This is a genomic window from Aliiroseovarius sp. F47248L (genome assembly GCF_023016085.1).
Lineage (GTDB): Bacteria > Pseudomonadota > Alphaproteobacteria > Rhodobacterales > Rhodobacteraceae > Aliiroseovarius.
Genome location: NZ_JALKBF010000001.1, coordinates 337,822 through 357,826 on the forward strand (window position 1 = coordinate 337,822; position 20,005 = coordinate 357,826).

Below are 20,005 nucleotides of genomic sequence, written 5' to 3' on the forward strand. Positions count from 1 at the left end.
TTATGCGGATCGTTCTTTCTGGGGCAGGTGCACGGGCAGTTTAGCGTCAAGCGTGCCGCATAGCCAAGGAAAAGCCGCCTCTTGCAACCCTTTACCGGACACCCCATATTTTTGACAGGGTCGCCCATGCGGGGCCCGCAAACGTGTCGCTTATTCAAGGACGTGTCGATGACAAAGATGAACTTGGGAACCCATCCCTTTCTGCTGGGATTTGAACAGCTTGAACGCATGGTCGAACAGGCTGCGAAATCGGGCAAGGACGGCTATCCCCCTTTCAATATTGAACAGGTCAGTGACCGGGCGTATCGCATAACACTTGCTGTGGCGGGGTTTGCGGATGACGACCTGTCGATCACAGTCGAAAACGCAAAGCTGGTGATCCGCGGTGTGCAAAGCGACGATGGGCAGGAGCGTGTGTTCTTGCATCGTGGCATCGCTGGACGCCAATTCATGAAAAGCTTCGTGCTGGCCGATGGCGTCGATGTCAAAGGGGCGCACACGGAAAACGGACTGCTGCATATTGATCTTGAACGCGCCGAGCCGGAGCGTCTTGTGCAGACGATCCAGATCAAGAAGGGGTGAGCTGATGAACCATAAACTACCATTTGGCCAATCCGAGATTGGCAACATCGTCTATGTGAAAGCCGTCGCAATCGACGACCTACCGGATTCCATTCAAGACGAAGCGCGTGAACAGGCCGATGGGGCGGACACGCTCTATGCCGTGCACCGCGAGGACGGAGAGCAACTGGCATTGGTAGTTGACCGCGATCTGGCCTATGCGCTCGCCCGCCAGAATGATTTTTCGCCGGTTTCGATCCACTGATCCGAACCAAACAGCCAAGCCAATGAAAAACCCGGGGATCTCCCCGGGTTTTCTGCGTTCCATCTTGTCAAGGCTTTAGCCGCGAATCAGACCCATGTTCTCAAGCTTCAAAAGAACTTGGTGAGCACAGTTGTCCACGTCAACATTTTCTGTCTCGACGCTAAGTTCCGGGTTCTTTGGCACGTCATAAGGGTCTGAAATACCTGTGAACTCCTTGATCTTGCCTTCCCGCGCCAGCTTATAAAGACCCTTACGGTCACGGCGTTCGCATTCTTCAATCGAGGTGGCGACATGCACTTCGACAAAAGCACCAAACTGCTCGATCTCTTCGCGCACTGCACGGCGGGTGGTGGCATAGGGCGCGATGGGCGCACAGATGGCGATGCCGCCGTTTTTGGTGATTTCAGACGCGACATACCCGATACGTCGGATGTTCAGGTCACGGTGTTCCTTCGAGAAGCCCAGCTCGCTCGACAGGTTTTTCCGGACGATGTCACCATCCAGCAGCGTCACCGGACGTCCGCCCATTTCCATCAACTTGACCATCAGTGCGTTTGCGATGGTGGATTTTCCCGAGCCTGAGAAGCCGGTGAAGAACACGGTGAATCCCTGCTCGGCGCGCGGTGGTTTGGTCTTGCGCAGTTCTTCCACAACGGCGGGAAAGCTAAACCATTCCGGGATTTCCAGACCTTCCGACAAACGACGGCGCAGTTCGGTTCCCGAGATGTTCAGGATCGTCACGTCGTCCTTGTCTAAAATCTCGTCAGCTGGTTCATATTGCGCGCGGTCCTGCACATAAACCATGTGTTTGAAATCAACCATTTCTATGCCCATTTCGTCCTGATGCTCGCGGAACAGGTCCTGGGCGTCATATGGGCCATAGAAATCTTCACCGGCCACGTTCTTGCCGGGGCCCGCGTGGTCGCGGCCAACGATGAAATGGGTGCAGCCGTGGTTTTTGCGGATCAGCCCGTGCCAGACCGCTTCGCGGGGGCCTGCCATGCGCATGGCCAGGTTCAATAGACTCATGGTCGTGGTTGCGCCGGGGTACTGATCCAGCACAGCCTCGTAGCACCGCACACGGGTGAAGTGGTCGATGTCGCCCGGTTTAGTCATGCCGACGACGGGGTGAATCAACAGGTTGGCCTGCGCTTCTTTTGCCGCGCGGAAGGTTAGTTCCTGATGCGCGCGGTGCAGCGGGTTGCGGGTTTGGAACGCCACAATACGACGCCAGCCCAATTTACGGAAATAGGCGCGCAGCTCGTTCGGCGTGTCGCGACGACCGCGGAAGTCATAATGGATAGGCTGCTGGATGCCGACAATCGGCCCGCCCAGATAGATCTTGCCTGCCACGTTGTGCAGATAGTTCACCGCCGGATGCGTGTCGTCATCGGCGCCAAAGACCTTTTCGGCCTCGTAGGATTTGTTCGGCTCCCACCGATCGGTCACGGTCATCGTCGCCAGGATGACGCCCTCTTGATCGCGAAGGGCGATGTCCTGTCCCATTTCGATCGAGTTTGCGAAATCTTCGGACACGTCCAGCGTAATGGGCATCGGCCACAATGTGCCATCTGCCAAGCGCATGTTGTCAACGACGCCATTGTAATCGTCTTCTGTCAGAAATCCTTTCAGCGGGTTGAACCCTCCGTTCATCAAAAGCTCCAGATCGCAAGTCTGGCGCGGGCTCAGGTCGTGGCTGATCAGATCGCCAGCTTCGACTTTTAGTTTCTGCGCGCTTTCGTATGAGACATAAAGCTCGGGGATGGGTGAGAGGTTGTTCTGCATCGGATGTGTCCTGTGTTTTAAAGGCGAAAGACCGCTGGAAGTGCCGGTCAGTTCGGCATGTAGGGCGTCGTATTCGGCGAATTTTCGGGCAAGAAACTTATCTCTTAGGCGCACCTTCTCGGCAGCTCCCTGAGAGGTGATGGTGTAAGCAAAGCGCGGGCGCTTGTCGGGGCCTGCACGTTCGCTGACCCTGATCAGGCCGCGTTCGGCACAGTTACGCAACAGCGCATTCAGCCGTCCCAGCGAAATCCCAATCGCTTCTGCGGTCACGCGCTGCGACGCATCCGGCGCCAGATCAAGCTGGCGCAGAAGTCGGAAGATCTGATCTTCCTCGGCAGAAGTGGTTTTTGTCAGGTGCGACGTCATAGCTCGCGACTCAAAGAGTGTTCACGCGTGAACGCATTACATGGTTTGCGGCAAACGCAAAGCAGAAACATGCGAATGCACGTGAAATTGCCGACCGTGGCTCAAGAGCAACGCGGCGGGGTGGCTAGGGAAACGAGATCGACTGCCCAACCAAGCGCACCGCATCCGGCGCGGTTGTAAACAGGGTCAGATGAGTCAAGTCCGGGCGGGACCGCGAGGAATACATCAAGGCTTGCGCGTCATCTTCGCGGGCTTGATCCGAAAATGCCCACGTCGGCGCGGGATGACCCGCAGCCCGACTGTCTTGCCAAACCGCCGAGGCTGCTGACGGCCCACGAATGTCCACAACACGTTCAAGTGTGACCTCAAGCGGCACGATGTGGCGCGGCGCGTCATCAGGTGTCAGATAGCGCTTGATCGCGACGCCGCACCCTTCAGGTGAAAGCGATGTATAGATGGCCATTTGGCCAGAATGGTGAAAGCGCCCTTCGGGGGATTGCACCGGCAATGTCGCATTCTGATCAGTGAAGATCAGGCGATAGACACTGCCGGTGTAAGATATCATTCTTGTTCAGCGAGGAAATGTTCAGCCTCAAGTGCGGCCATGCAGCCCATACCAGCCGAGGTCACGGCCTGTCGATATTTGTGGTCGGTCAGGTCTCCTGCCGCAAACACCCCGGGGATCGACGTCGCGGTCGAGTCCGGTTTTGTCACCACGTATCCGCCCATATGGGTTTCCAGCACATCTTTGACCAATTCGTTCGCGGGTGCGTGACCGATGGCGATAAAGACGCCCTTGGCCGGGATCTCGGTGATCTCGCCTGTTTTGACGTGCTTTACGCGCACGCCGGTTACACCCAGCGGGTTTTCGTCGCCCACGACTTCCTCCAATGTGTGATCCCACAGCGGTACGATCTTTTCGTTCTTCATCAGCCGGTTGATCAGAATCTTCTCAGCGCGCAACTCGTCGCGGCGATGGACCAACGTCACTTTCGACGCGAAGTTGGTCAAAAACAGAGCTTCCTCGACCGCCGTGTTGCCACCACCGATAACGACGATTTCCTGCCCACGATAGAAGAAACCATCGCAGGTGGCACAGGCAGACACGCCGAAGCCTTTGAATTTCTCTTCGCTCTCCAGACCCAGCCATTTGGCGCGGGCGCCTGTCGCCAGAATGACCGCATCGGCTTGATAGATCGTGCCGCTGTCACCGGTAGCAGTAAACGGACGCTTGGACAGGTTCAAATCAGTGATCAGATCGCCGATAATCTCGGTGCCGACGGCTTTTGCGTGGGCTTCCATGTTGACCATCAGGTCAGGACCTTGAATTTCGGTCTCGCCGGGCCAGTTCTCAACCTCGGTCGTGGTGGTTAACTGACCGCCGGGTTCCATGCCCTGCACAAGGATCGGCTCCAGCATAGCGCGCGACGCATAGACTGCGGCGGTATATCCTGCCGGACCTGAGCCAATGATAAGGACTTTTGTTTTACGTGGTTCGGACATGCAACGTTCCTTGAGTATTCTGGGTTCCCAACGCATATAAGGTGACCTGCCGCCGGTGGAAAGCCCGTGTCCACTTCCAAAAGCGTGACGATGGAATGTGCGGGCATGTACTAATGCAGAAATTATGTTGCGCGAAGGCGAAAGATTGTTGCGCATTCATTCTCTGGGCGGTAATCTCTGCGCAATTTCCAACGAAAACTCTGGTTCTACCGGGATCAGTGGGCCCACCCAAAAAGGTTCATCTATGACCGCAAGTAAACTTGATCCAATCGATCGCATGATTCTCGCCGAGCTTCAGGCGGATGGTCGTATGACGAATGTCGAACTGGCCAAACGTGTGGGAATTTCTGCGCCTCCCTGTTTGCGGCGGGTTAGAACGCTGGAAGAGCAAGGGTTGATCCGAGGTTATCACGCCGATGTTGATGCACGCGCGCTTGGATTCGAAGTGCAGGTGTTCGCAATGGTCGGGCTTGTCAGTCAGGCCGAGGCCGATCTGTCAGCGTTCGAAAACCAATGTCGGGGTTGGTCGCTGGTTCGTGAATGTCACATGCTGAACGGCGAAGTTGATTTCGTGCTGAAATGCGTGGCCCCGGACCTGTCCACCTTCCAGACTTTCCTGACCGAGGAACTGACAGCAGCTGAAAACGTGGCGTCGGTAAAAACCTCATTGGTAATTCGAGGTGCGAAAGACGAACCTGGTGTGCCTTTTGATGTGCTTGAAGCCCGGCTAGGCTCAGCGCCCTGATCTGCGCGCCAAGTTTCTAAAGACGTATGGCTGAAATCAAACGACCGTAATCCGCTTCCTTCTTATGGCAACTGCGCCGATAGGAATAGAAACGGTCCGGGTCGGAATAGGTGCAGTGTCCTACCCACTCTGCGTGCGCCACTCCGGCCTCGCGCAGCAGGTGAAGACCAAAGCCCGGCAGATCGAACATCGCACGATCCCCTTCACCGCCCGCGAAGAAACGACCATATTCAGGGTTTTCGATCATGAAACTGTCAAAGAATTCTGGACCGACCTCATAGGCGCGTTGGCTGATCGTTGGCCCAATGATGGCGGTGATGCTGCTGCGGGTCGCACCCAGCGCCGTCATCGCGTCTATCGTCGCCTCAAGAACGCCGCCAAGTGCGCCCTTCCATCCAGCGTGGGCCGCGCCAATGACCTTTGCAGCCTGATCGGCAAACAACACCGGCTGGCAGTCAGCAGTCAGGATCGTCAGGGCCAAGCCGGGTGTGGCCGTAACCAGCGCATCCGCTTCGGGGGTAGCGCCATTGAAGGGTCCGTCCAGAGTCACAACATCTGGGGAGTGCACCTGGTGCACGCCACATAAACTGTCGCATTCAACACCCATTGCGTCTGCCACGCGGGTGCGATTGATCGATACAAGTTCGGACTGGTCCTGACTTCCCCTGCCACAATTCAAGCCAGCATAAACGCCGGATGATGCTCCGCCCCGGCGGGTAAAAAAGCCATGCTTCAGAGGAGCCAGAGCGTTTGAAGTGATGATTTCAAGGGTCATGCGGGGTCAGCTTGGTTGGGTTTTCGGGTGAGGCCGGGCAGGTCAGGTGCATCTGCACGAGTCAGGCCCAGCACTTTGAAGAGCGTCCCCATTTCATCCGGGTGCGTCAAGCGCCGGTGTGCATTGATATGCGTGTCCAGCGCGCCGCCGGTAAGGTTTGCGGCCAATGTATGGGCCCGCTGAGTGATACCCAATCGCTCTAGAAACAATCCCTGAGGGGTCAGAAGATGTGGGGAAAGCGGAGCAGCGTCGCGGACCAAAGCTTCGAAATCTACATGGGCGGTCAGGTCCGCCGCGCCAGGGTTGGCCAGCGGGTCAACATGTTCATGCGACGCAACAGCTTGCAACGTGTCACCAACTGACCGCCAATCACCATAGTCGATGATCAGTGCTGCGCCACCATGTGCTTCGATACGCGTCGCGATCTGCGCCATGATAGCAGGCGCGGCGGGGCAAAGCTCGACAAGGTCGCCGTCGCGCGTGTCGTCCAACCGGTGTTCGATATCGCGGACATGTAGGGGGAAGGTCAGACCGAAGGTCAGGCGGTCATCCTCCAGCCCGATCTGACGCTCGCGCCAACCTGTGCCATCCCTTTGAAACTGGCGAATGGGCAGGGCATCGAAAAATTCGTTGGCAACAAGGAAAAGCGGTGCGTCCGGCAGGGTGTCAACATGGTCGTGATGATGGATGGTATATGGGGTGAGCGCCTTGGCCTGTGCGTCTTTCAGCACCGGAGAGACTTCGACCAGATGCACTTGAAGGGCAGCATGAAAGCTTGGCACATTCTTGGTTGCGCGTAGGATGTCTGCCATCAGGGTGCCACGCCCCGGTCCAAGCTCGGCCAGTGTGAAGGGGGCTGGTGCGCCCTGATCCAACCAAGCCTGTGCCAAGGCCAACCCCAAAAGCTCTCCGAACATCTGGCTTATCTCGGGGGCTGTGGTGAAATCGCCAGCTGTGCCAAATGGGTCGCAAGTGGCATAGTAGCCATGTCCCGGGTTCATCAGACATTCAGCCATGAAGTCTGCAACCGAGACCGGTCCGGTGGTGGCGATTTGGCGCGCCAGTATCGTGGCCAGCGGAGTCATGGGGAGGCAGCGGATGATGTTTGCCGGGCGGCCCAGATCATCGTGAAAATCCCGATCACAATCATTGGAAGCGTCAACGTCTGCCCCATGGTCAATCCCCAATCGCCAAGCCGAATGACGTGACCCCACGGATTGTCGGAGGTAATGAACTGCATGTCTGCCTGCCGAAAAAACTCGACAATAAAGCGCGACAGCCCGTAGCCCAAGAAGAACAGTCCTGTCAGCATCCCAGGTCGTTTCAACCATCCGCGGCGGAATGCCAATGTCAGAAGGATTGCCGCAAGCAAGAGCCCCTCAAGTATCGCTTCGTAAAGCTGGCTGGGGTGGCGGGCACAGGCACCAAGTGTGACATCCCAACCGGGACAGCTTTGCGCTGCTTCACCCGGGAAGATGACACCCCAGGGTGCTGAGGTCGGACGGCCCCAAAGCTCTGCATTGATGAAATTGGTGATCCTCACCAACCCGATGCCGATCGGGGCGGCAATGGCCATAAGGTCTGCCAGCTTGGCCACGGCGATCCCGTGTTTGCGGGCAAACAGACAAGTGACCGTTATGATGCCAAGAAAGCCGCCGTGAAACGACATGCCCCCGGTCCAGACCTTCGGAATGTCCAGCGGGTTCTGCAGGAAATGCGCAGGATCATAGAACAGAACATAGCCCAGCCGACCACCCAGAACGATGCCAACGATGGCCCATGTGGCTAGGTCTTCCAGATGTGATCGCGTCATCGGCACGTCACCGCGCCACAGCGCGGGCTTTGAAATCGCGCGTGCGATGATCCACCAGCCAAGCGCGATGCCGGCCAGATACCCCAGCGCATACCAGCGCAGGGCGAAGGTGAAACTGCCGATCTCGACCGAGAAGATCTCGGGCGAAATGGCGGGAAATGGGATAGCCAAGAACATGCCGCATTCCTGACCCTGTCCGGCGGGGCAAGTCAACCTTGTCTCTGCCATCGGAAATCCCCATATAGTTCCCAACAAGCGAGGAGATGCCGATGCAGACGCGCAATAAAATTTTGGATGATATGTCTCAATTGATGACCAACGCCATGGGCGTGGCTCAAGGTGCTAAGGATGAGGCCGAGACGGCGATGAAAAGCTGGATGGACCGTTGGTTGGCAGATCGTGATTTCGTGACCCGCGAAGAATTCGATGCTGTGCGCGCGATGGCGCAGAAAGCACGCGAAGAAAACGAGGCGCTTAAATCTCGTCTGGACGCGCTTGAGAAAAAGATAACCAAAAACTGATCGCGGTAAGAGCGCTCGACATCAGTCGGACGCTTTCGCCACCATCGCTATTTCAGAATAGGCGGCTTGTCAGGGTCAGAGCCGGGCGCAACTGGTGTCAGCCGTTCCTGCGGTTTGGGTTTTGGCAAATCAAACCTGATCCCAAGCGCGGCAAGTTTCCCCGCCGCCTGATCGTGGCTGGCAAAGAACCCCACATCCATTTCGCCTGCTTCTAACCCCGAAAACGTCAGGGCTTCATTTGCCGCCCCAGCCAAGGCGTGCTCGGCACCGGTAGCGGCATCCACAAAGCCTAGCAGATGCCCTTTTCGCCCATCGGCATAAGTGACGCCTGCCAAACAGGCATAGCTTGCCAACCCAGCCGCACTGGCCAGCTTGACGCCAAGCGCCGAAATCAGGGCCTCGGGTGCGGAAGGGGCATGAACTTCGGCAATGCGCGCTTCGACCTGCTCCGGTCCGGATTTCAGCGTGTCGGCGAGCCATGACATCGCATCCGGCGGGATCAGGATCGAGGATGGTGCTATACCCAAGTTGACGCCCAGACCGATATTCTGTCCCGCCAACATATTGGCAACCAAGCGGCCCGGAAGGGCGGCATAGGGGGCAGGTGTGCCAACAAATTCTGCCAGCCGATCCTCGCGATCGAACACAAGGGCGAAGGTTGCGCCCTCAAGCTCGAACAGATCAGGCGAGATTTCATCGTCGTTCGGCTCTTCGGTCAGCAGAAGAAACAGTTCGCCATCCGCTAAGCGCTCATAGAACCGAAGCCGTGCCGCGTCATCATCCAGATTAGCCTGCATTGCGACGTGGGCGTCATCAAGGTGGGTCGTCTCAGTCATGGCGCGTCCTTTGCGCTTGAATTCGAAAGCACCTCGGTCAATTGAGATTGTAAGGCCGGCAGCAATTCGGCCTCGAACCAAGGGTTTTTCTTCAACCACCCCGTATTGCGCCACGACGGATGAGGCAAGGGAAACAGGCGCGGCGCATGATCGCGCCAGCCCTTGACTGTTTCTGTCACGCCCTTGCCACGTCCAAGATACCGTGCCTGTGCATAGCCCCCGACCAGAAGCGTCAGGGGCGTATCCTCAAGAAACTTATCCACGTGCTCAGCCCAGGTTTCCGCGCAAATTCGGGGCGGTGGCAGATCCGACCCTTTTGCATCGTAGCCTGGAAAGCAGAACCCCATCGGTGTGATCGCGATACGGGTTTGATCATAGAAGGCGTCGCGGTTCAGCCCCATCCAATCTCGCAAACGATCTCCCGACGGATCGTCGAAGGGCAGGCCGGACTTGTGCACACGCATTCCTGGCGCTTGCCCGATGATGCGCACTTTTGCCCCCTTTTGGAACCAAACCACCGCGCGGGGGGAATGGGCGGTCTGTGTCGCGGCGAAACGGTCGGCACACAGGCGACAGGCCTTGATGTCATCAGTCAAACTGGGCATGGCCTCAGGCTAGGGCTGCCGGGCAAAGGGTGCAACATTTCGACATTTATCGAAATAATTCTTGCGTCCGAATAACATTTCTATATTTCTAGAAATATGAAATACGAATCTCTCGAACCACTCAATGTCGACGTTGCTTCTTCGCAATTTGCTGCCCTCGGGTCTGAACACCGCCTGTCCGTCTTGCGCACTTTAGTGCGCGCTGGGCCAGAGGGATTGCCCATCGGTGCATTGGGCGAACGCTGTGGAGTAACAGGTTCAACCCTGACCCACCATATGAAAATCCTTGCGGCGGCCGGGTTGGTTACGCAAGAAAAACAAGGCCGTAGCATTATATGCGCGGCGGCTGAATATGATGTGATGCGCGCGCTGTCTGACTATCTTTTGTCGGAATGCTGCGCAGATTGTCCAGATGGAAAGGGCCACGATCATGGCTGAGACGACGCAATCGCAATCGCCTTCGAAACGTTGGCACGTCGATAAGGCATGGGTGGCGATCCTGTTGATCCCGGCCGTTTTGGCCCTGTTTGCGCCGCATGAAGTCTGGCCAACGATCGCATTTGCGCTGACAGCCCTGATGCACACAGCGCCATTTATCCTGTTTGCGATCCTTGCCGTGGCCTATCTAAAGGCGACGGGGGCGGAAAACCTTCTTGCCCGTGCCTTCGAGGGGCGCGAGACCCGAATGATCGTACTGGCGGCGTTTGCCGGTGGTTTGTCACCCTTCTGTTCCTGCGAGGTAATCCCCTTCATCGCGGCCTTGCTGGCGGTTGGTGCCCCTTTAGGCGCGGTCATGGCCTTCTGGCTGTCCTCGCCCCTGATGGACCCGGCGATGTTTGCCATTACAGCAGGCACATTGGGCACCGGCTTTGCCGTGGCGAAAACCATCGCGGCGGTGTCGATAGGGTTGTTTGGTGGGTTTACCGTAAAAGCGTTGGCCAAATCGGCGTTGTTTTCAGATCCGCTAAAAAATACCCCGGCACCTGCGTGCTGCTCATCATCGGGCTGTGGCGCTGGATCGGGAGCCGATATTTACTCCGGTGTCGTCAAATGGCGGTTCTGGACAGATGAGGTGCGCCGGTCGACCTTTCAGAAAACGGCAATTGAAAACGCGTTGTTCCTGTCGAAATGGTTGCTATTGGCCTATATGCTCGAAGCTCTGATGCTGCGCTATGTGCCCGCTGACCTTGTCGCGCAAGTGTTGGGAGGCACGGGAATCGGTCCGATCTTGCTGGCCGCCCTTGTCGGAGCGCCAGCCTATCTGAACGGTTATGCCGCTGTGCCAATGGTGGCGGCACTGCTGGAACAAGGTATGTCGAACGGTGCGGCCATGTCATTTGTGATTGCAGGCGGTGTCAGCTGTATCCCGGCCGCAGTTGCAGTCTGGGCCCTGGTCAAGCCCCGCGTGTTTGTCGCCTATCTTGGGTTGGCCATGATCGGTGCCATTGCAGCTGGTTTGGTCTGGGGGTTGGCCGCCTGATGTCGCAATGAAACAGATATTACGCTCGACCATTGTTGTTTGAGCCCAGTTGAAGTATTTCCTGAAACGAACGAAAACAAAGGTCGCGCCCAGCCTTTCATCGCCGGGACGCGGCCTGTTTGTAAAACAGGAACTAGACGGGGCAACATATGTATCGCGTATGGAATTTCATCACGACCTACTCGATCCTTCTGATCAGTGGCGCAATTCTGGCGCTGATCTGGGCCAATATTGATCCGCACTCGTATCACCATTTCGTTGAATACCCGCTGTGGTTCAACTCGACGATTGGTATCGACATTGGCTATTGGGAAAAAGCCTATGGAGAAGCGGCGCATCATTTCGAATACGGTGATATCGAACGTGTGGTGACCTTCCATTACCTGATCAACGATGTGCTGATGGCGTTGTTCTTTGCCATCGCCGGTAAAGAGGTTTGGGAGGCTGTGATCCTTGAAAATGGATCACTGCGCGGCAAAAAGGCAGCGACACCGCTGGTTGCCACAGCTGGTGGCATGCTGGGCCCGATCGCCGTTTATCTGGGCATTGCTTACTTCCTTGGCTCGACAACCTTCGATGCGGTTGCGCGGGGTTGGGCCATTCCAACCGCAACGGATATTGCGTTCAGCTATCTGGTCGGGCGCATGGTTTTCGGGGCGGGCCACCCGGCGGTACGGTTCCTGCTGCTTCTGGCTATTGCTGACGATGCTGCAGGTTTGATTATTCTGGCAATTTTCTATCCCTCGGGTGAACTCGCTCCAATCTGGCTGCTGCTCTCGGTGGCAGCATCGGCCGCTGCGTTTGTTTTGTTCAACTGGCTGCCGCGGCGCATGGATCGTGGCGACCAATTGCGCCCACGTTCGACCTGGATGCGTAAAAACCTGAAATGGTATCCCTATGCTATTGCGGGCTGTCTGAGCTGGTTTGGCTTTGCACAAGCGGGCATTCACCCCGCGCTAGGGCTTTTGCCTGTCATTCCGGCCATTCCGCACGCCGATCGCGCATTCGGTATTTTTGCTGAGGCTGAAAGATACTTGCACGACATACTGAACGATATGGAGCACGGGTTGGCCATTCCGGTCGACATCGTTCTGTTCTTCTTTGGCCTGTTAAATGCCGGAGTGGAATTCGGAGCGATTTCCGAGGCTACATGGTTGGTTCTGGCCGGTCTGATCATCGGGAAACCCGTTGGTATCTTTATCATGGGGTGGCTTGCGGCTTATCCCATGCGGCTTGGGCTACCTGCCGGAATGCGGTCGGTTGATCTGATCGTAATTGGGTTCGTGGCGGCCATCGGCTTTACCGTATCGCTGTTCGTCGCGTCGGTCGCCTTTGCGCCCGGACCGGTGCAAGACGCCGCCAAGATGGGTGCGCTGTTCAGCTTTGGAGCCGTCTTCCTGTCATTCGCCGCAGGAAAAGTTTTCAAGGTGCAGAAACAAGAGGGCTGACGCTCTTCCCTCCGGCCCCCTGGGGCCGGAGACACGCCTGCTGGCGGTTTCGGGGACCATCCCGAAATAATTCCCCATATTTCCTTGATGTTGGAACGTGATCTTCGACATAATGATGCCTAAGTGAGCAATTATAGCGCATCGTTAAGAAAGCTTGTGTACAAGCGATAGGCGAAAGCAGTGCCGGGGCACCCAATGCTCGAGTTCGATAATGTCAGTAAGTCGTTCTGGACGGGACAACAACGCAAAGTCATCTTGGACAATGTGTCCTTTCGGGTTGATCTGGGAAAGTCGTTGGGCATTCTCGCACCCAACGGGACGGGGAAGACCACGCTGATCAATATGATGGCGGGACTTGAAAAACCGGATGAGGGTGAGATCCGCCGGGGTTGCAGAATATCCTTCCCGCTCGGGTTCATGGGTGGCGTCCTCGGGAAATTATCCGCCAAAGAAAATGCACGCTACATTGCAAAAATCTATGGCCTCGACCCTGACTACATCGAGGCATTCACACGTTGGCTGTGCGAACTTGACGAATACTACGACTTCCCCGTCGCGACCTACAGCGCCGGGATGAAGGGGCGGTTTTCGTTTGCGCTGCTATTGGCGTTGGATTTTGACATCTACCTGATCGATGAAGGGATGCCGCAAAGCACAGATGCCCAGTTCAACCGCAAGGCCGGTGATGTACTGCGCGAAAGACTGGTCAATTCGACGGTGATCATTGTGTCTCACCAAGCCGAAACACTAGAGAAATTCTGCCAGTCGGCGGCAGTTCTGCGGGATGGGCAGTTCTATATGTTTGAAACTTTGGAAGAAGCGAAACGGCTTTATGACTACCAAACCCAAGGCTAAGAAATTTCGCATAAGCAGAACAAAACGCGCGTCGCATTCCCATCCTGCGCGTGCCGAAAAGGATGTCTTTGCCCAACGCGTGCAAGCTGCCGCTGGGCAGTCTGGTGCGACTGCAACTGGGTCTGGCTCCTCTGCGGCTCAAGCGCGCACCCCGAACCCGATGGAGCAATTGGCCCAGTCACCGGCCGAAGATGGCTTTCCAAAGGAAGGGTTCGTGTCAAAAGGAACTTCAACGGATGCTGTGTCGAATGAAGGCGCGCCTGACGATGACTCATTGACAGCCATTGAAACGATAAAAAAAGAGGGATTGACCAGTCGCCAACTAAGGATGGCACGCCGCGTCGCACAGAAACACGGTGTAGCAGTCGACAGCGATTTTGATGCGGTCTATCGACTTCGAAAAGCGGGTATCGATCCGTTTAAACGAGCCAATTTACTAGAACTGGTCGGCGCTGATGGTGGCGGGAAGTTCAGCGGTGGTTCGTCCAGTAATCTGCCGCAAACCCGCCCCATGCCTAACCTTCCGGCAAACCATGTATATGACGACGCTGATCGCGCCAGATCCATTCGAGAAATCCAGCTTGATATTGCGCGCCGCCGGCGGCGAAAGCTTCGGCTGCTATTTATGCGTCTTGCGTTTTTCGTATTCCTGCCGACCATCATCGCGGGGGTCTACTACTATAAATACGCCACGCCGATGTATGCGACAAAAACAGAATTCGTTATTCAGAAGGCTGATGGGGCAGGGGGCAGTGGACTGGGCAGCCTGTTTGCCGGGTCGGGCTTGGCGACGTCGCAGGATAGTATTACTGTTCAAAGCTATCTGACATCGCGCGATGCGATGCTTAGGCTGGACGGCGATATTGGTTATAAATCTGTATTTGCCGATCCAAGCATTGATCCGATACAGCGTCTTGATCCTGATGCGACAAATGAAGCGGCATATAAGCTCTATAAGAAAAACGTAAAAATCGGTTTCGACCCGACCGAAGGTATCGTCAAGATGGAGGTTGTCGCGCCCACGCCAGAACAAAGCGCGCAGTTTTCTGAGGTGTTGATTTCCTATGCCGAAGAGCGGGTTGATGATATGACTCAACGGCTGCGCGAGGATCAAATGGAAGGCGCAGTCACCAGCTATGAAAAAGCCGAGCTTGATATGCTGGAAGCACAGGCCGAAGTCCTGCGCCTTCAGGAAGAGATGGGTGTATTTGACGCGACCTCTGACGCGTCAGCCCTGATGACACAGATCACGGGTTTTGAAAGCCAATTGCAGGAAAAACGCCTGACGTTACAACAATTGTTGGACAACACACGTCCGAACAGAGCGCGGGTTGACGGGCTGCGTGGTGATATTGGACGTCTTGAAACCTTGATTGCTGAGCTGCGAGGCAGGTTGACGGAAGCAGGGGGCGAGAACGGATCACTGGCGTCCGTCAGCGGTCGTCTGCGGATTGCGATGACCAATTTGGAAACGCGCACTGCCTTGATGCAGCAGTCGCTGCAGCAGTTGGAAACGGCACGTATCGAAGTCAACAAACAGACCCGCTATTTAGAATTGGGTGTGCGTCCGGTTGCACCGGATGAACCGACATATCCAAGATCTTTTGAAAATACCTTGCTCGCGTTCCTGATTTTTTCAGGTCTGTATCTGATGGCGTCGATCACGGCATCGATCCTACGCGAACAGGTGTCGTCCTAAGATGGGGGATATAGGCGTCCGGGGCGTGCTATTGGGCAATGCCAGGCCTCTGACCATCATCGCCGGCCCTTGCCAGTTGGAAGGCCGCGATCATGCACTTCGGATCGCCGAACACATGGCGCGGGTCTGTGGCGAAAACGGGCTAGGCTATATCTTCAAGGGGTCTTTCGACAAGGCAAACCGTACTTCACTTTCCAGTGCACGAGGGTTGGGAATAACCGAAGGGCTTTCGGTGCTTGCAGCGGTCAAAGAACAGTTGGATGTGCCTGTTCTGACCGATGTTCATCTGCCGGATCAGTGTATCGAAGTAGCGGCGGTTGTGGATGTCCTGCAAATCCCTGCCTTCTTGTGCCGTCAAACTGATCTTCTGATTGCCGCGGCGCGGACCGGCAAGCCTATCAACATCAAAAAAGGTCAGTTTCTGGCACCGTGGGACATGGAACATTTGGTCGGAAAAATTACAAGCTCAGGCAATGCACAAGTGATGCTCACTGAGCGCGGCACTTCTTTCGGTTATAACACCTTGGTCGCTGACATGCGCAGCCTTCCCCAGATGGCGACGCTGGGCCATCCGGTTATCATGGATGCAACACACGCTGTTCAGATGCCGGGCGGGCAAGGGTTCGCGTCGGGGGGGCAACACGAATATGCGCCAGTACTCGCTCGCGCCGCGGTGTCTTTGGGGATTGCTGGGGTGTTCATCGAGACCCATCCTGACCCTGACACCGCCCCATCGGATGGACCGAACATGGTGCCACTTGACCAAATGGCGCAGTTGATTGCCGATCTGGCTGCCTTTGATCGGCTTGCCAAAAACCGCCCCCTAAGAGGTATTTGATGCGTATTTGCCCAAGCGGATTTCGCGAATACGACGCGCGATGGCGATACCCTGACGATATTGACCTGGAAGGAATGATTGCGGTCGGGATGGGATTTGGAACCCAAGTGGCCCGCCGAAACGTGGGGCGAAAGGTTATTGTCGGCCATGACCATCGAAGCTACTCGTCCGCAGTCAAGGATGCGTTGAGTGATGGGCTTGTTCAGACCGGCGCGCAGGTTTGCGACATTGGTATGTGCTTGTCCCCGATGGCTTATTTCGCGCAGTTCCATCTGGACATGAGTGCCGTTGCCATGGTGACAGCCAGCCACAACCCGAACGGTTGGACAGGCATCAAAGTTGGGTTTGACCGCCCATGCACCCATGGCATGTACGAGATGACGGAACTGCGAGACCTTATCCTCAATCGTGATTTCGATCTGGTTAGTGGGGGGCGGATTGATGTGGTTACAGCTATCAGCGATGCCTATCTTGACGATCTGACGGCAATTGCGACGATATCGCGCCCCCTGCGTGTGGTGTGCGCGACCGGCAATGGCACCGCCGGGGCTTTTGCGCCCGAGCTGTTGCGCCGTTTGGGCATCGATGTGGTCGAACGACATTGCCAATTGGATCACAGTTTCCCTCACTACAACCCGAACCCAGAAGCGTTGGAGATGCTAGACGATATGGGGGTGGCAGTCAGAGAAAGTGGGGCGGATTTTGGCATTGGACTGGACGGTGACGGAGATCGGCTTGGCATTGTCGATGAAATTGGTAGCGCTGTGTTTGCGGACAAGCTGGGGCTGTTGCTGGCGCGAGACCTGGCTGCCACACGGCCGGGGGCGCATTTTCTAGTGGATGTAAAATCCACCGGTTTGTTCGCCATCGACCCGTTTCTGTCGTCAGTTGGTGCAACGGTCGAATACTGCAAGACAGGCCACAGCCATGTAAAACAAAGGATCCGGGCTTCTGGCGCGTTGGCCGCTTTTGAGAAGTCAGGTCACATCTATTTCGGTTCACCGGTCGGGCGCGGCTATGACTGCGCCCTCCGTGCGGCTGTTGCATTGTGCCATCTGATGGAACGTCAATCGAATATGCGCCTTTCCGATCTGGTTGGTGGACTGCCTTCCAGTTGGTGCACTCCGACCCTATCGCCGGCCTGTCCAGACGATCAGAAATATGGTGTGGTGGAACGGTTGACCAACGTCTTTAGGCAAATGAAGCGTCGAGGCGAGACAATTGCGGGGCAGAAGATCACCAAAATCCTGACCGCCAACGGCGCGCGCGTTCAACTTGAAAATGGGGCATGGGCATTGGTTCGGGCATCCTCGAATACACCAAATTTAGTGGTGGTATGCGAAAGTTTCGAAAGCAACGCGCATCTTCAAGACGTCTTTACTGATTTTGACCGCGTCCTGCGACAAGAGCCTGTCTTAGGTGAATACGACCACTCCTTTGTTGCGCAGAACCAAATGTGACCCGCCGTTCAACCGGTGTGTCAAGACAGGTGCGTTATTGCTTTGCTCTCTGTCCAATCTGCTAATCTTGAATCTGGCAATAATCGGTCATTTTAGGGTTGCGCCCTGCTTTGGCTTTGGCTAGGAAAGCGCGCACTGCTGGGGTGTAGCCAAGTGGTAAGGCAACTGTTTTTGGTACAGTGTACCGTAGGTTCGAATCCTACCACCCCAGCCAGACACTTCCCTGATTTGAGACGTTGTGTGCGTGCCTCGCTATTGTCGCGTGATTTCCGACGCTTGCCGCATCGGATATCAGTAAGAGACACGGATTTGACCATTACTACGGTCGATTTCGGGCCGCAGTCTCTGTTTGCCATTCCGGCGGTACGAGTTTGAAGAGTATTGGGATGTACAGTTTACAGTTTCGCGAACTGTTCGTGCTGATCCGACCATGACGTCGGAACACCAGATTTGATCAGGTGGTCAGTGGTGAGCCCATCGGGTTGTTCGCCACTGGAAATGGCATCAATGATGTCCGGCGCTAGCGTTGCGAGATCGACGACATCCTGCACGCGGCGTTTCGAAACGCTGTCAGCTTCAGCGATCTCGGCGAATGTCATTCCGTCTATGATCATCGCCAACCACTTCTGGGCTTTGACGATGTTTTGTACGAGCGTCAGGTCGACTTCAGGCGATGCGTCACCCAGATGTAGTTTCAACTCGACGCCCCGGCGGCGCATTCGGAATGACGATGTGAGTGAAAGCTGACCTGTGTTAATCCGGGTTGAATCACATTCCAGGGTTGTGGCGAGTTCACCTGGGCTCAAACGAACGATCAGAGTTCCCGGGCTCAGCTCCGCGCGCGCGACCAGCTTCAGACACTGATTGGTCTGCTGAATGGCCTGCAGGAGGGGTTGCTTGGCTGCAATCTCTGATGCGGTCAGATCTCTTACTATTCTCGGCACACCATCATGACGCTGCAGATGCTTCTTGACCAGATCAGCGATCAGCCCCTCCAACTGCTCCGCTGGCAGTCGCCAGGCATCCGGATGCTTTTGGCTCCGATCTTTCACCAGCCGGTGGGAGATGTAGTAGCGCAGGCGCTTGCCGTTCTTGCGGCTGTGGCTGGGTGTCAGTCGATCACCAGTTTCATCAAAGAGTTTGCGCGCCAGCGGAGATCTTGTTGCTTTCTGTTTAGCACCGCGAGCGACCGCGGCCCCACTCTGAAGCATTTGCTGAACTTCTTCCCAAACATCCGGATCGATGATTGCAGGGTGTTGTCCTTCATAGACATTTCGTTTGTGACGAATGCGCCCGGCATAGACCGGGTTGCTCAGGATGTGCTGGATATGACCGCGGTCGAAGTGTTTTCCACCCGATATCCGATCACCCGCCCGTTTACGACGTCGGGATCTGAGATCAAAGTTCTCCGCGCGATCTTTCACGTCCCTCAAGGTGCCATGTTTCAGGTAGAGGTCGTAGAGGGTCCTGACCGTTCCGGCCTCGCTCTCGTCGATTTTCAGTGTCCGGCCATCTGGCTGATAGCCCAGTGGAACATTCCCTCCCATCCACATACCCTTTCGTTTGGAGGCGGCGATTTTGTCCCGGATGCGCTCTGCGGTGACCTCGCGTTCGAACTGGGCAAAGCTGAGCAGCATGTTGAGGGTCAGGCGTCCCATACTGGTGGCTGTGTTGAAGGACTGCGTGACAGACACAAAGGACGTCTCAGCCGCATCCAGCCGATCGACCAGCTTGGCGAAGTCCGCCAGTGAGCGTGTCAGACGGTCGATCTTGTAGACCACGATCTGATCGATGCGCTTTTCGTCCACAGCCAGCATCAGCCGCTGTAGGGCAGGGCGCTCCAGATGACCGCCTGATATGCCGCCATCATTATAGCGGTCCGGCAGCAGCTCCCAGCCTTCATGCTTCTGGCTCGCAATATAAGCTTCACATGCCTCCCGTTGTGCATCCAGAGAGTTGAAGTCTTGATCTAAACCCTCTTCAGAGCTCTTGCGGGTATAGATGGCGCAGCGAACCCGTCGCATCATTGAACCCCGAAGAAGCGTGGGCCAGACCAGTGCGCACCGGTGATATGTTTGGCGATGGCCGACAAAGATCGCCACGTTTTGCCATCCAAAACGTAGCCACCATCGATCACCTCAACCTGATAGGTCCGCCCGTTCCATTCCCGAACCAGATGCGACCCCGGCTTGGCTTTCACAAGCGGTGTCTTGCCCGATGCGATGTGTTGCAGGCGGCGTGCGGTCTTAACTGACAGCCGACCCAGTTCCTTGTTTTGCAGCTCCCAGATCAGCACCCGCTTCATGAATTGCGGCGAGAGATGTTTGGGTGGGGGCCTGCCGAATGCCTCTCGCCAGCGTTCAAGACATCTAGGTCGGTCTAGTTGTTCGATAGTAGTGATTGCCTGTTCAGATTTTCGCATGTTGTCTTTGGCCACCTTATCTCTCCAC

Annotated in this window: 21 protein-coding genes and 1 tRNA gene; 12 read left to right on the forward strand and 10 right to left on the reverse strand. The window is 56.1% G+C overall.

Going from position 1 to position 20,005, the window contains the following annotated elements:
• Positions 1–168: 168 nt before the first annotated feature.
• Positions 169–582: an Hsp20 family protein gene (locus MWU51_RS01750; RefSeq protein WP_247033826.1), complete on the forward strand. Its 414-nt coding sequence runs from the start codon at positions 169–171 to the stop codon at positions 580–582.
• Between the two features lie 4 nt (positions 583–586).
• Positions 587–826 (forward strand): DUF1150 family protein, encoded by a 240-nt coding sequence (locus MWU51_RS01755; RefSeq protein ID WP_247033828.1) that lies wholly within the window; start codon positions 587–589, stop codon positions 824–826.
• Positions 827–901: 75 nt separating this feature from the next.
• Here the strand turns inward: MWU51_RS01755 and MWU51_RS01760 are convergent, their stop codons facing one another.
• From MWU51_RS01760 to trxB, 3 genes are all read right to left on the reverse strand, one after another.
• Positions 902–2,977 carry a bifunctional sulfate adenylyltransferase/adenylylsulfate kinase gene (locus tag MWU51_RS01760; RefSeq protein WP_247033830.1) on the reverse strand — a complete coding sequence of 692 codons (2,076 nt, stop codon included), beginning with the start codon at positions 2,975–2,977 and terminating at the stop codon, positions 902–904.
• A 124-nt stretch (positions 2,978–3,101) separates the two neighbouring features.
• Entirely contained in the window at positions 3,102–3,542 is a 441-nt protein-coding gene (locus MWU51_RS01765) for an RES family NAD+ phosphorylase (RefSeq protein ID WP_247033834.1), read from the reverse strand.
• Positions 3,539–4,480, reverse strand: a complete 942-nt coding sequence (trxB, locus tag MWU51_RS01770; protein WP_247033836.1) for a thioredoxin-disulfide reductase — start codon at positions 4,478–4,480, stop codon at positions 3,539–3,541. Before trxB ends, MWU51_RS01765 begins: the two co-directional genes overlap by 4 nt.
• 244 nt (positions 4,481–4,724) lie before the next feature.
• On the opposite strand from trxB, the gene MWU51_RS01775 reads away from it, so the two are divergent.
• Positions 4,725–5,225, forward strand: a complete 501-nt coding sequence (locus MWU51_RS01775) for an Lrp/AsnC family transcriptional regulator (RefSeq protein WP_247033838.1) — start codon at positions 4,725–4,727, stop codon at positions 5,223–5,225.
• A 16-nt stretch (positions 5,226–5,241) separates the two neighbouring features.
• Here the strand turns inward: MWU51_RS01775 and pgeF are convergent, their stop codons facing one another.
• Genes pgeF through lgt form a run of 3 tightly spaced genes read right to left on the reverse strand, consistent with a single transcriptional unit; the run spans position 5,242 to position 7,990 of the window.
• Positions 5,242–6,000, reverse strand: a complete 759-nt coding sequence (gene pgeF / locus MWU51_RS01780) for a peptidoglycan editing factor PgeF (protein ID WP_247033840.1) — start codon at positions 5,998–6,000, stop codon at positions 5,242–5,244.
• Positions 5,997–7,085: an SAM-dependent methyltransferase gene (locus MWU51_RS01785; protein ID WP_247033847.1), complete on the reverse strand. Its 1,089-nt coding sequence runs from the start codon at positions 7,083–7,085 to the stop codon at positions 5,997–5,999. The genes pgeF and MWU51_RS01785 overlap by 4 nt, the downstream gene beginning before the upstream one ends.
• Positions 7,082–7,990, reverse strand: coding sequence for a prolipoprotein diacylglyceryl transferase (gene lgt, locus MWU51_RS01790; RefSeq protein WP_247033856.1), 909 nt, complete (start codon positions 7,988–7,990; stop codon positions 7,082–7,084). The genes MWU51_RS01785 and lgt overlap by 4 nt, the downstream gene beginning before the upstream one ends.
• A 92-nt stretch (positions 7,991–8,082) precedes the next feature.
• Between lgt and MWU51_RS01795 the strand changes: the two genes are divergently transcribed.
• A complete protein-coding gene (locus MWU51_RS01795) occupies positions 8,083–8,334 on the forward strand; it encodes an accessory factor UbiK family protein (protein WP_247033858.1) in 252 nt (83 codons plus the stop codon).
• A 47-nt stretch (positions 8,335–8,381) separates the two neighbouring features.
• Here the strand turns inward: MWU51_RS01795 and MWU51_RS01800 are convergent, their stop codons facing one another.
• Positions 8,382–9,170: an SseB family protein gene (locus tag MWU51_RS01800; protein ID WP_247033860.1), complete on the reverse strand. Its 789-nt coding sequence runs from the start codon at positions 9,168–9,170 to the stop codon at positions 8,382–8,384.
• Positions 9,167–9,775, reverse strand: a complete 609-nt coding sequence (locus MWU51_RS01805) for a uracil-DNA glycosylase family protein (protein ID WP_247033862.1) — start codon at positions 9,773–9,775, stop codon at positions 9,167–9,169. Before MWU51_RS01805 ends, MWU51_RS01800 begins: the two co-directional genes overlap by 4 nt.
• 96 nt (positions 9,776–9,871) lie before the next feature.
• On the opposite strand from MWU51_RS01805, the gene MWU51_RS01810 reads away from it, so the two are divergent.
• The 8 genes from MWU51_RS01810 (at position 9,872) to MWU51_RS01845 (ending at position 17,769) form a co-directional block, all read left to right on the forward strand.
• A complete protein-coding gene (locus tag MWU51_RS01810; protein WP_247033872.1) occupies positions 9,872–10,213 on the forward strand; it encodes a metalloregulator ArsR/SmtB family transcription factor in 342 nt (113 codons plus the stop codon).
• Positions 10,206–11,255, forward strand: a complete 1,050-nt coding sequence (locus MWU51_RS01815) for a permease (RefSeq protein WP_247033874.1) — start codon at positions 10,206–10,208, stop codon at positions 11,253–11,255. The genes MWU51_RS01810 and MWU51_RS01815 overlap by 8 nt, the downstream gene beginning before the upstream one ends.
• Before the next feature lie 149 nt (positions 11,256–11,404).
• A complete protein-coding gene (locus MWU51_RS01820) occupies positions 11,405–12,703 on the forward strand; it encodes a Na+/H+ antiporter NhaA (RefSeq protein ID WP_247033876.1) in 1,299 nt (432 codons plus the stop codon).
• 195 nt (positions 12,704–12,898) lie between these two features.
• Positions 12,899–13,558, forward strand: a complete 660-nt coding sequence (locus MWU51_RS01825) for an ATP-binding cassette domain-containing protein (protein ID WP_247033885.1) — start codon at positions 12,899–12,901, stop codon at positions 13,556–13,558.
• Entirely contained in the window at positions 13,536–15,257 is a 1,722-nt protein-coding gene (locus tag MWU51_RS01830; protein ID WP_247033887.1) for a capsule biosynthesis protein, read from the forward strand. Before MWU51_RS01825 ends, MWU51_RS01830 begins: the two co-directional genes overlap by 23 nt.
• Before the next feature lies 1 nt (position 15,258).
• Positions 15,259–16,095 carry a 3-deoxy-8-phosphooctulonate synthase gene (kdsA, locus tag MWU51_RS01835; RefSeq protein WP_247033889.1) on the forward strand — a complete coding sequence of 279 codons (837 nt, stop codon included), beginning with the start codon at positions 15,259–15,261 and terminating at the stop codon, positions 16,093–16,095.
• The gene (locus MWU51_RS01840; RefSeq protein WP_247033891.1) at positions 16,095–17,555 is read left to right on the forward strand and encodes a phosphomannomutase/phosphoglucomutase; all 1,461 of its coding nucleotides are present in this window, start codon (positions 16,095–16,097) and stop codon (positions 17,553–17,555) included. Before kdsA ends, MWU51_RS01840 begins: the two co-directional genes overlap by 1 nt.
• A 139-nt stretch (positions 17,556–17,694) precedes the next feature.
• Positions 17,695–17,769: transfer RNA gene (locus MWU51_RS01845), tRNA-Gln, on the forward strand.
• A 181-nt stretch (positions 17,770–17,950) separates the two neighbouring features.
• Here MWU51_RS01845 and MWU51_RS01850 read toward each other — a convergent pair.
• Complete coding sequence (locus MWU51_RS01850) at positions 17,951–19,579, reverse strand: recombinase family protein (RefSeq protein ID WP_247033893.1); 1,629 nt, start codon at positions 19,577–19,579, stop codon at positions 17,951–17,953.
• Positions 19,579–19,977, reverse strand: a complete 399-nt coding sequence (locus tag MWU51_RS01855; RefSeq protein WP_247038649.1) for a DUF2924 domain-containing protein — start codon at positions 19,975–19,977, stop codon at positions 19,579–19,581. The genes MWU51_RS01850 and MWU51_RS01855 overlap by 1 nt, the downstream gene beginning before the upstream one ends.
• Between the last annotated feature and the right edge of the window lie 28 nt (positions 19,978–20,005).

Excerpts from the sequence above, each read along its gene's own strand:
- MWU51_RS01750 (WP_247033826.1), top strand. The coding sequence starts at position 169 with ATGACAAAGATGAACTTGGGAACCCATCCCTTTCTGCTGGGATTTGAA.
- MWU51_RS01755 (WP_247033828.1), top strand. The coding sequence starts at position 587 with ATGAACCATAAACTACCATTTGGCCAATCCGAGATTGGCAACATCGTC.
- MWU51_RS01760 (WP_247033830.1), bottom strand. The coding sequence starts at position 2,977 with ATGACGTCGCACCTGACAAAAACCACTTCTGCCGAGGAAGATCAGATC.
- MWU51_RS01765 (WP_247033834.1), bottom strand. The coding sequence starts at position 3,542 with ATGATATCTTACACCGGCAGTGTCTATCGCCTGATCTTCACTGATCAG.
- trxB (WP_247033836.1), bottom strand. The coding sequence starts at position 4,480 with ATGTCCGAACCACGTAAAACAAAAGTCCTTATCATTGGCTCAGGTCCG.
- MWU51_RS01775 (WP_247033838.1), top strand. The coding sequence starts at position 4,725 with ATGACCGCAAGTAAACTTGATCCAATCGATCGCATGATTCTCGCCGAG.
- pgeF (WP_247033840.1), bottom strand. The coding sequence starts at position 6,000 with ATGACCCTTGAAATCATCACTTCAAACGCTCTGGCTCCTCTGAAGCAT.
- MWU51_RS01785 (WP_247033847.1), bottom strand. The coding sequence starts at position 7,085 with ATGACTCCGCTGGCCACGATACTGGCGCGCCAAATCGCCACCACCGGA.
- lgt (WP_247033856.1), bottom strand. The coding sequence starts at position 7,990 with ATGTTCTTGGCTATCCCATTTCCCGCCATTTCGCCCGAGATCTTCTCG.
- MWU51_RS01795 (WP_247033858.1), top strand. The coding sequence starts at position 8,083 with ATGCAGACGCGCAATAAAATTTTGGATGATATGTCTCAATTGATGACC.
- MWU51_RS01800 (WP_247033860.1), bottom strand. The coding sequence starts at position 9,170 with ATGACTGAGACGACCCACCTTGATGACGCCCACGTCGCAATGCAGGCT.
- MWU51_RS01805 (WP_247033862.1), bottom strand. The coding sequence starts at position 9,775 with ATGCCCAGTTTGACTGATGACATCAAGGCCTGTCGCCTGTGTGCCGAC.
- MWU51_RS01810 (WP_247033872.1), top strand. The coding sequence starts at position 9,872 with ATGAAATACGAATCTCTCGAACCACTCAATGTCGACGTTGCTTCTTCG.
- MWU51_RS01815 (WP_247033874.1), top strand. The coding sequence starts at position 10,206 with ATGGCTGAGACGACGCAATCGCAATCGCCTTCGAAACGTTGGCACGTC.
- MWU51_RS01820 (WP_247033876.1), top strand. The coding sequence starts at position 11,405 with ATGTATCGCGTATGGAATTTCATCACGACCTACTCGATCCTTCTGATC.
- MWU51_RS01825 (WP_247033885.1), top strand. The coding sequence starts at position 12,899 with ATGCTCGAGTTCGATAATGTCAGTAAGTCGTTCTGGACGGGACAACAA.
- MWU51_RS01830 (WP_247033887.1), top strand. The coding sequence starts at position 13,536 with ATGACTACCAAACCCAAGGCTAAGAAATTTCGCATAAGCAGAACAAAA.
- kdsA (WP_247033889.1), top strand. The coding sequence starts at position 15,259 with ATGGGGGATATAGGCGTCCGGGGCGTGCTATTGGGCAATGCCAGGCCT.
- MWU51_RS01840 (WP_247033891.1), top strand. The coding sequence starts at position 16,095 with ATGCGTATTTGCCCAAGCGGATTTCGCGAATACGACGCGCGATGGCGA.
- MWU51_RS01850 (WP_247033893.1), bottom strand. The coding sequence starts at position 19,579 with ATGCGACGGGTTCGCTGCGCCATCTATACCCGCAAGAGCTCTGAAGAG.
- MWU51_RS01855 (WP_247038649.1), bottom strand. The coding sequence starts at position 19,977 with ATGCGAAAATCTGAACAGGCAATCACTACTATCGAACAACTAGACCGA.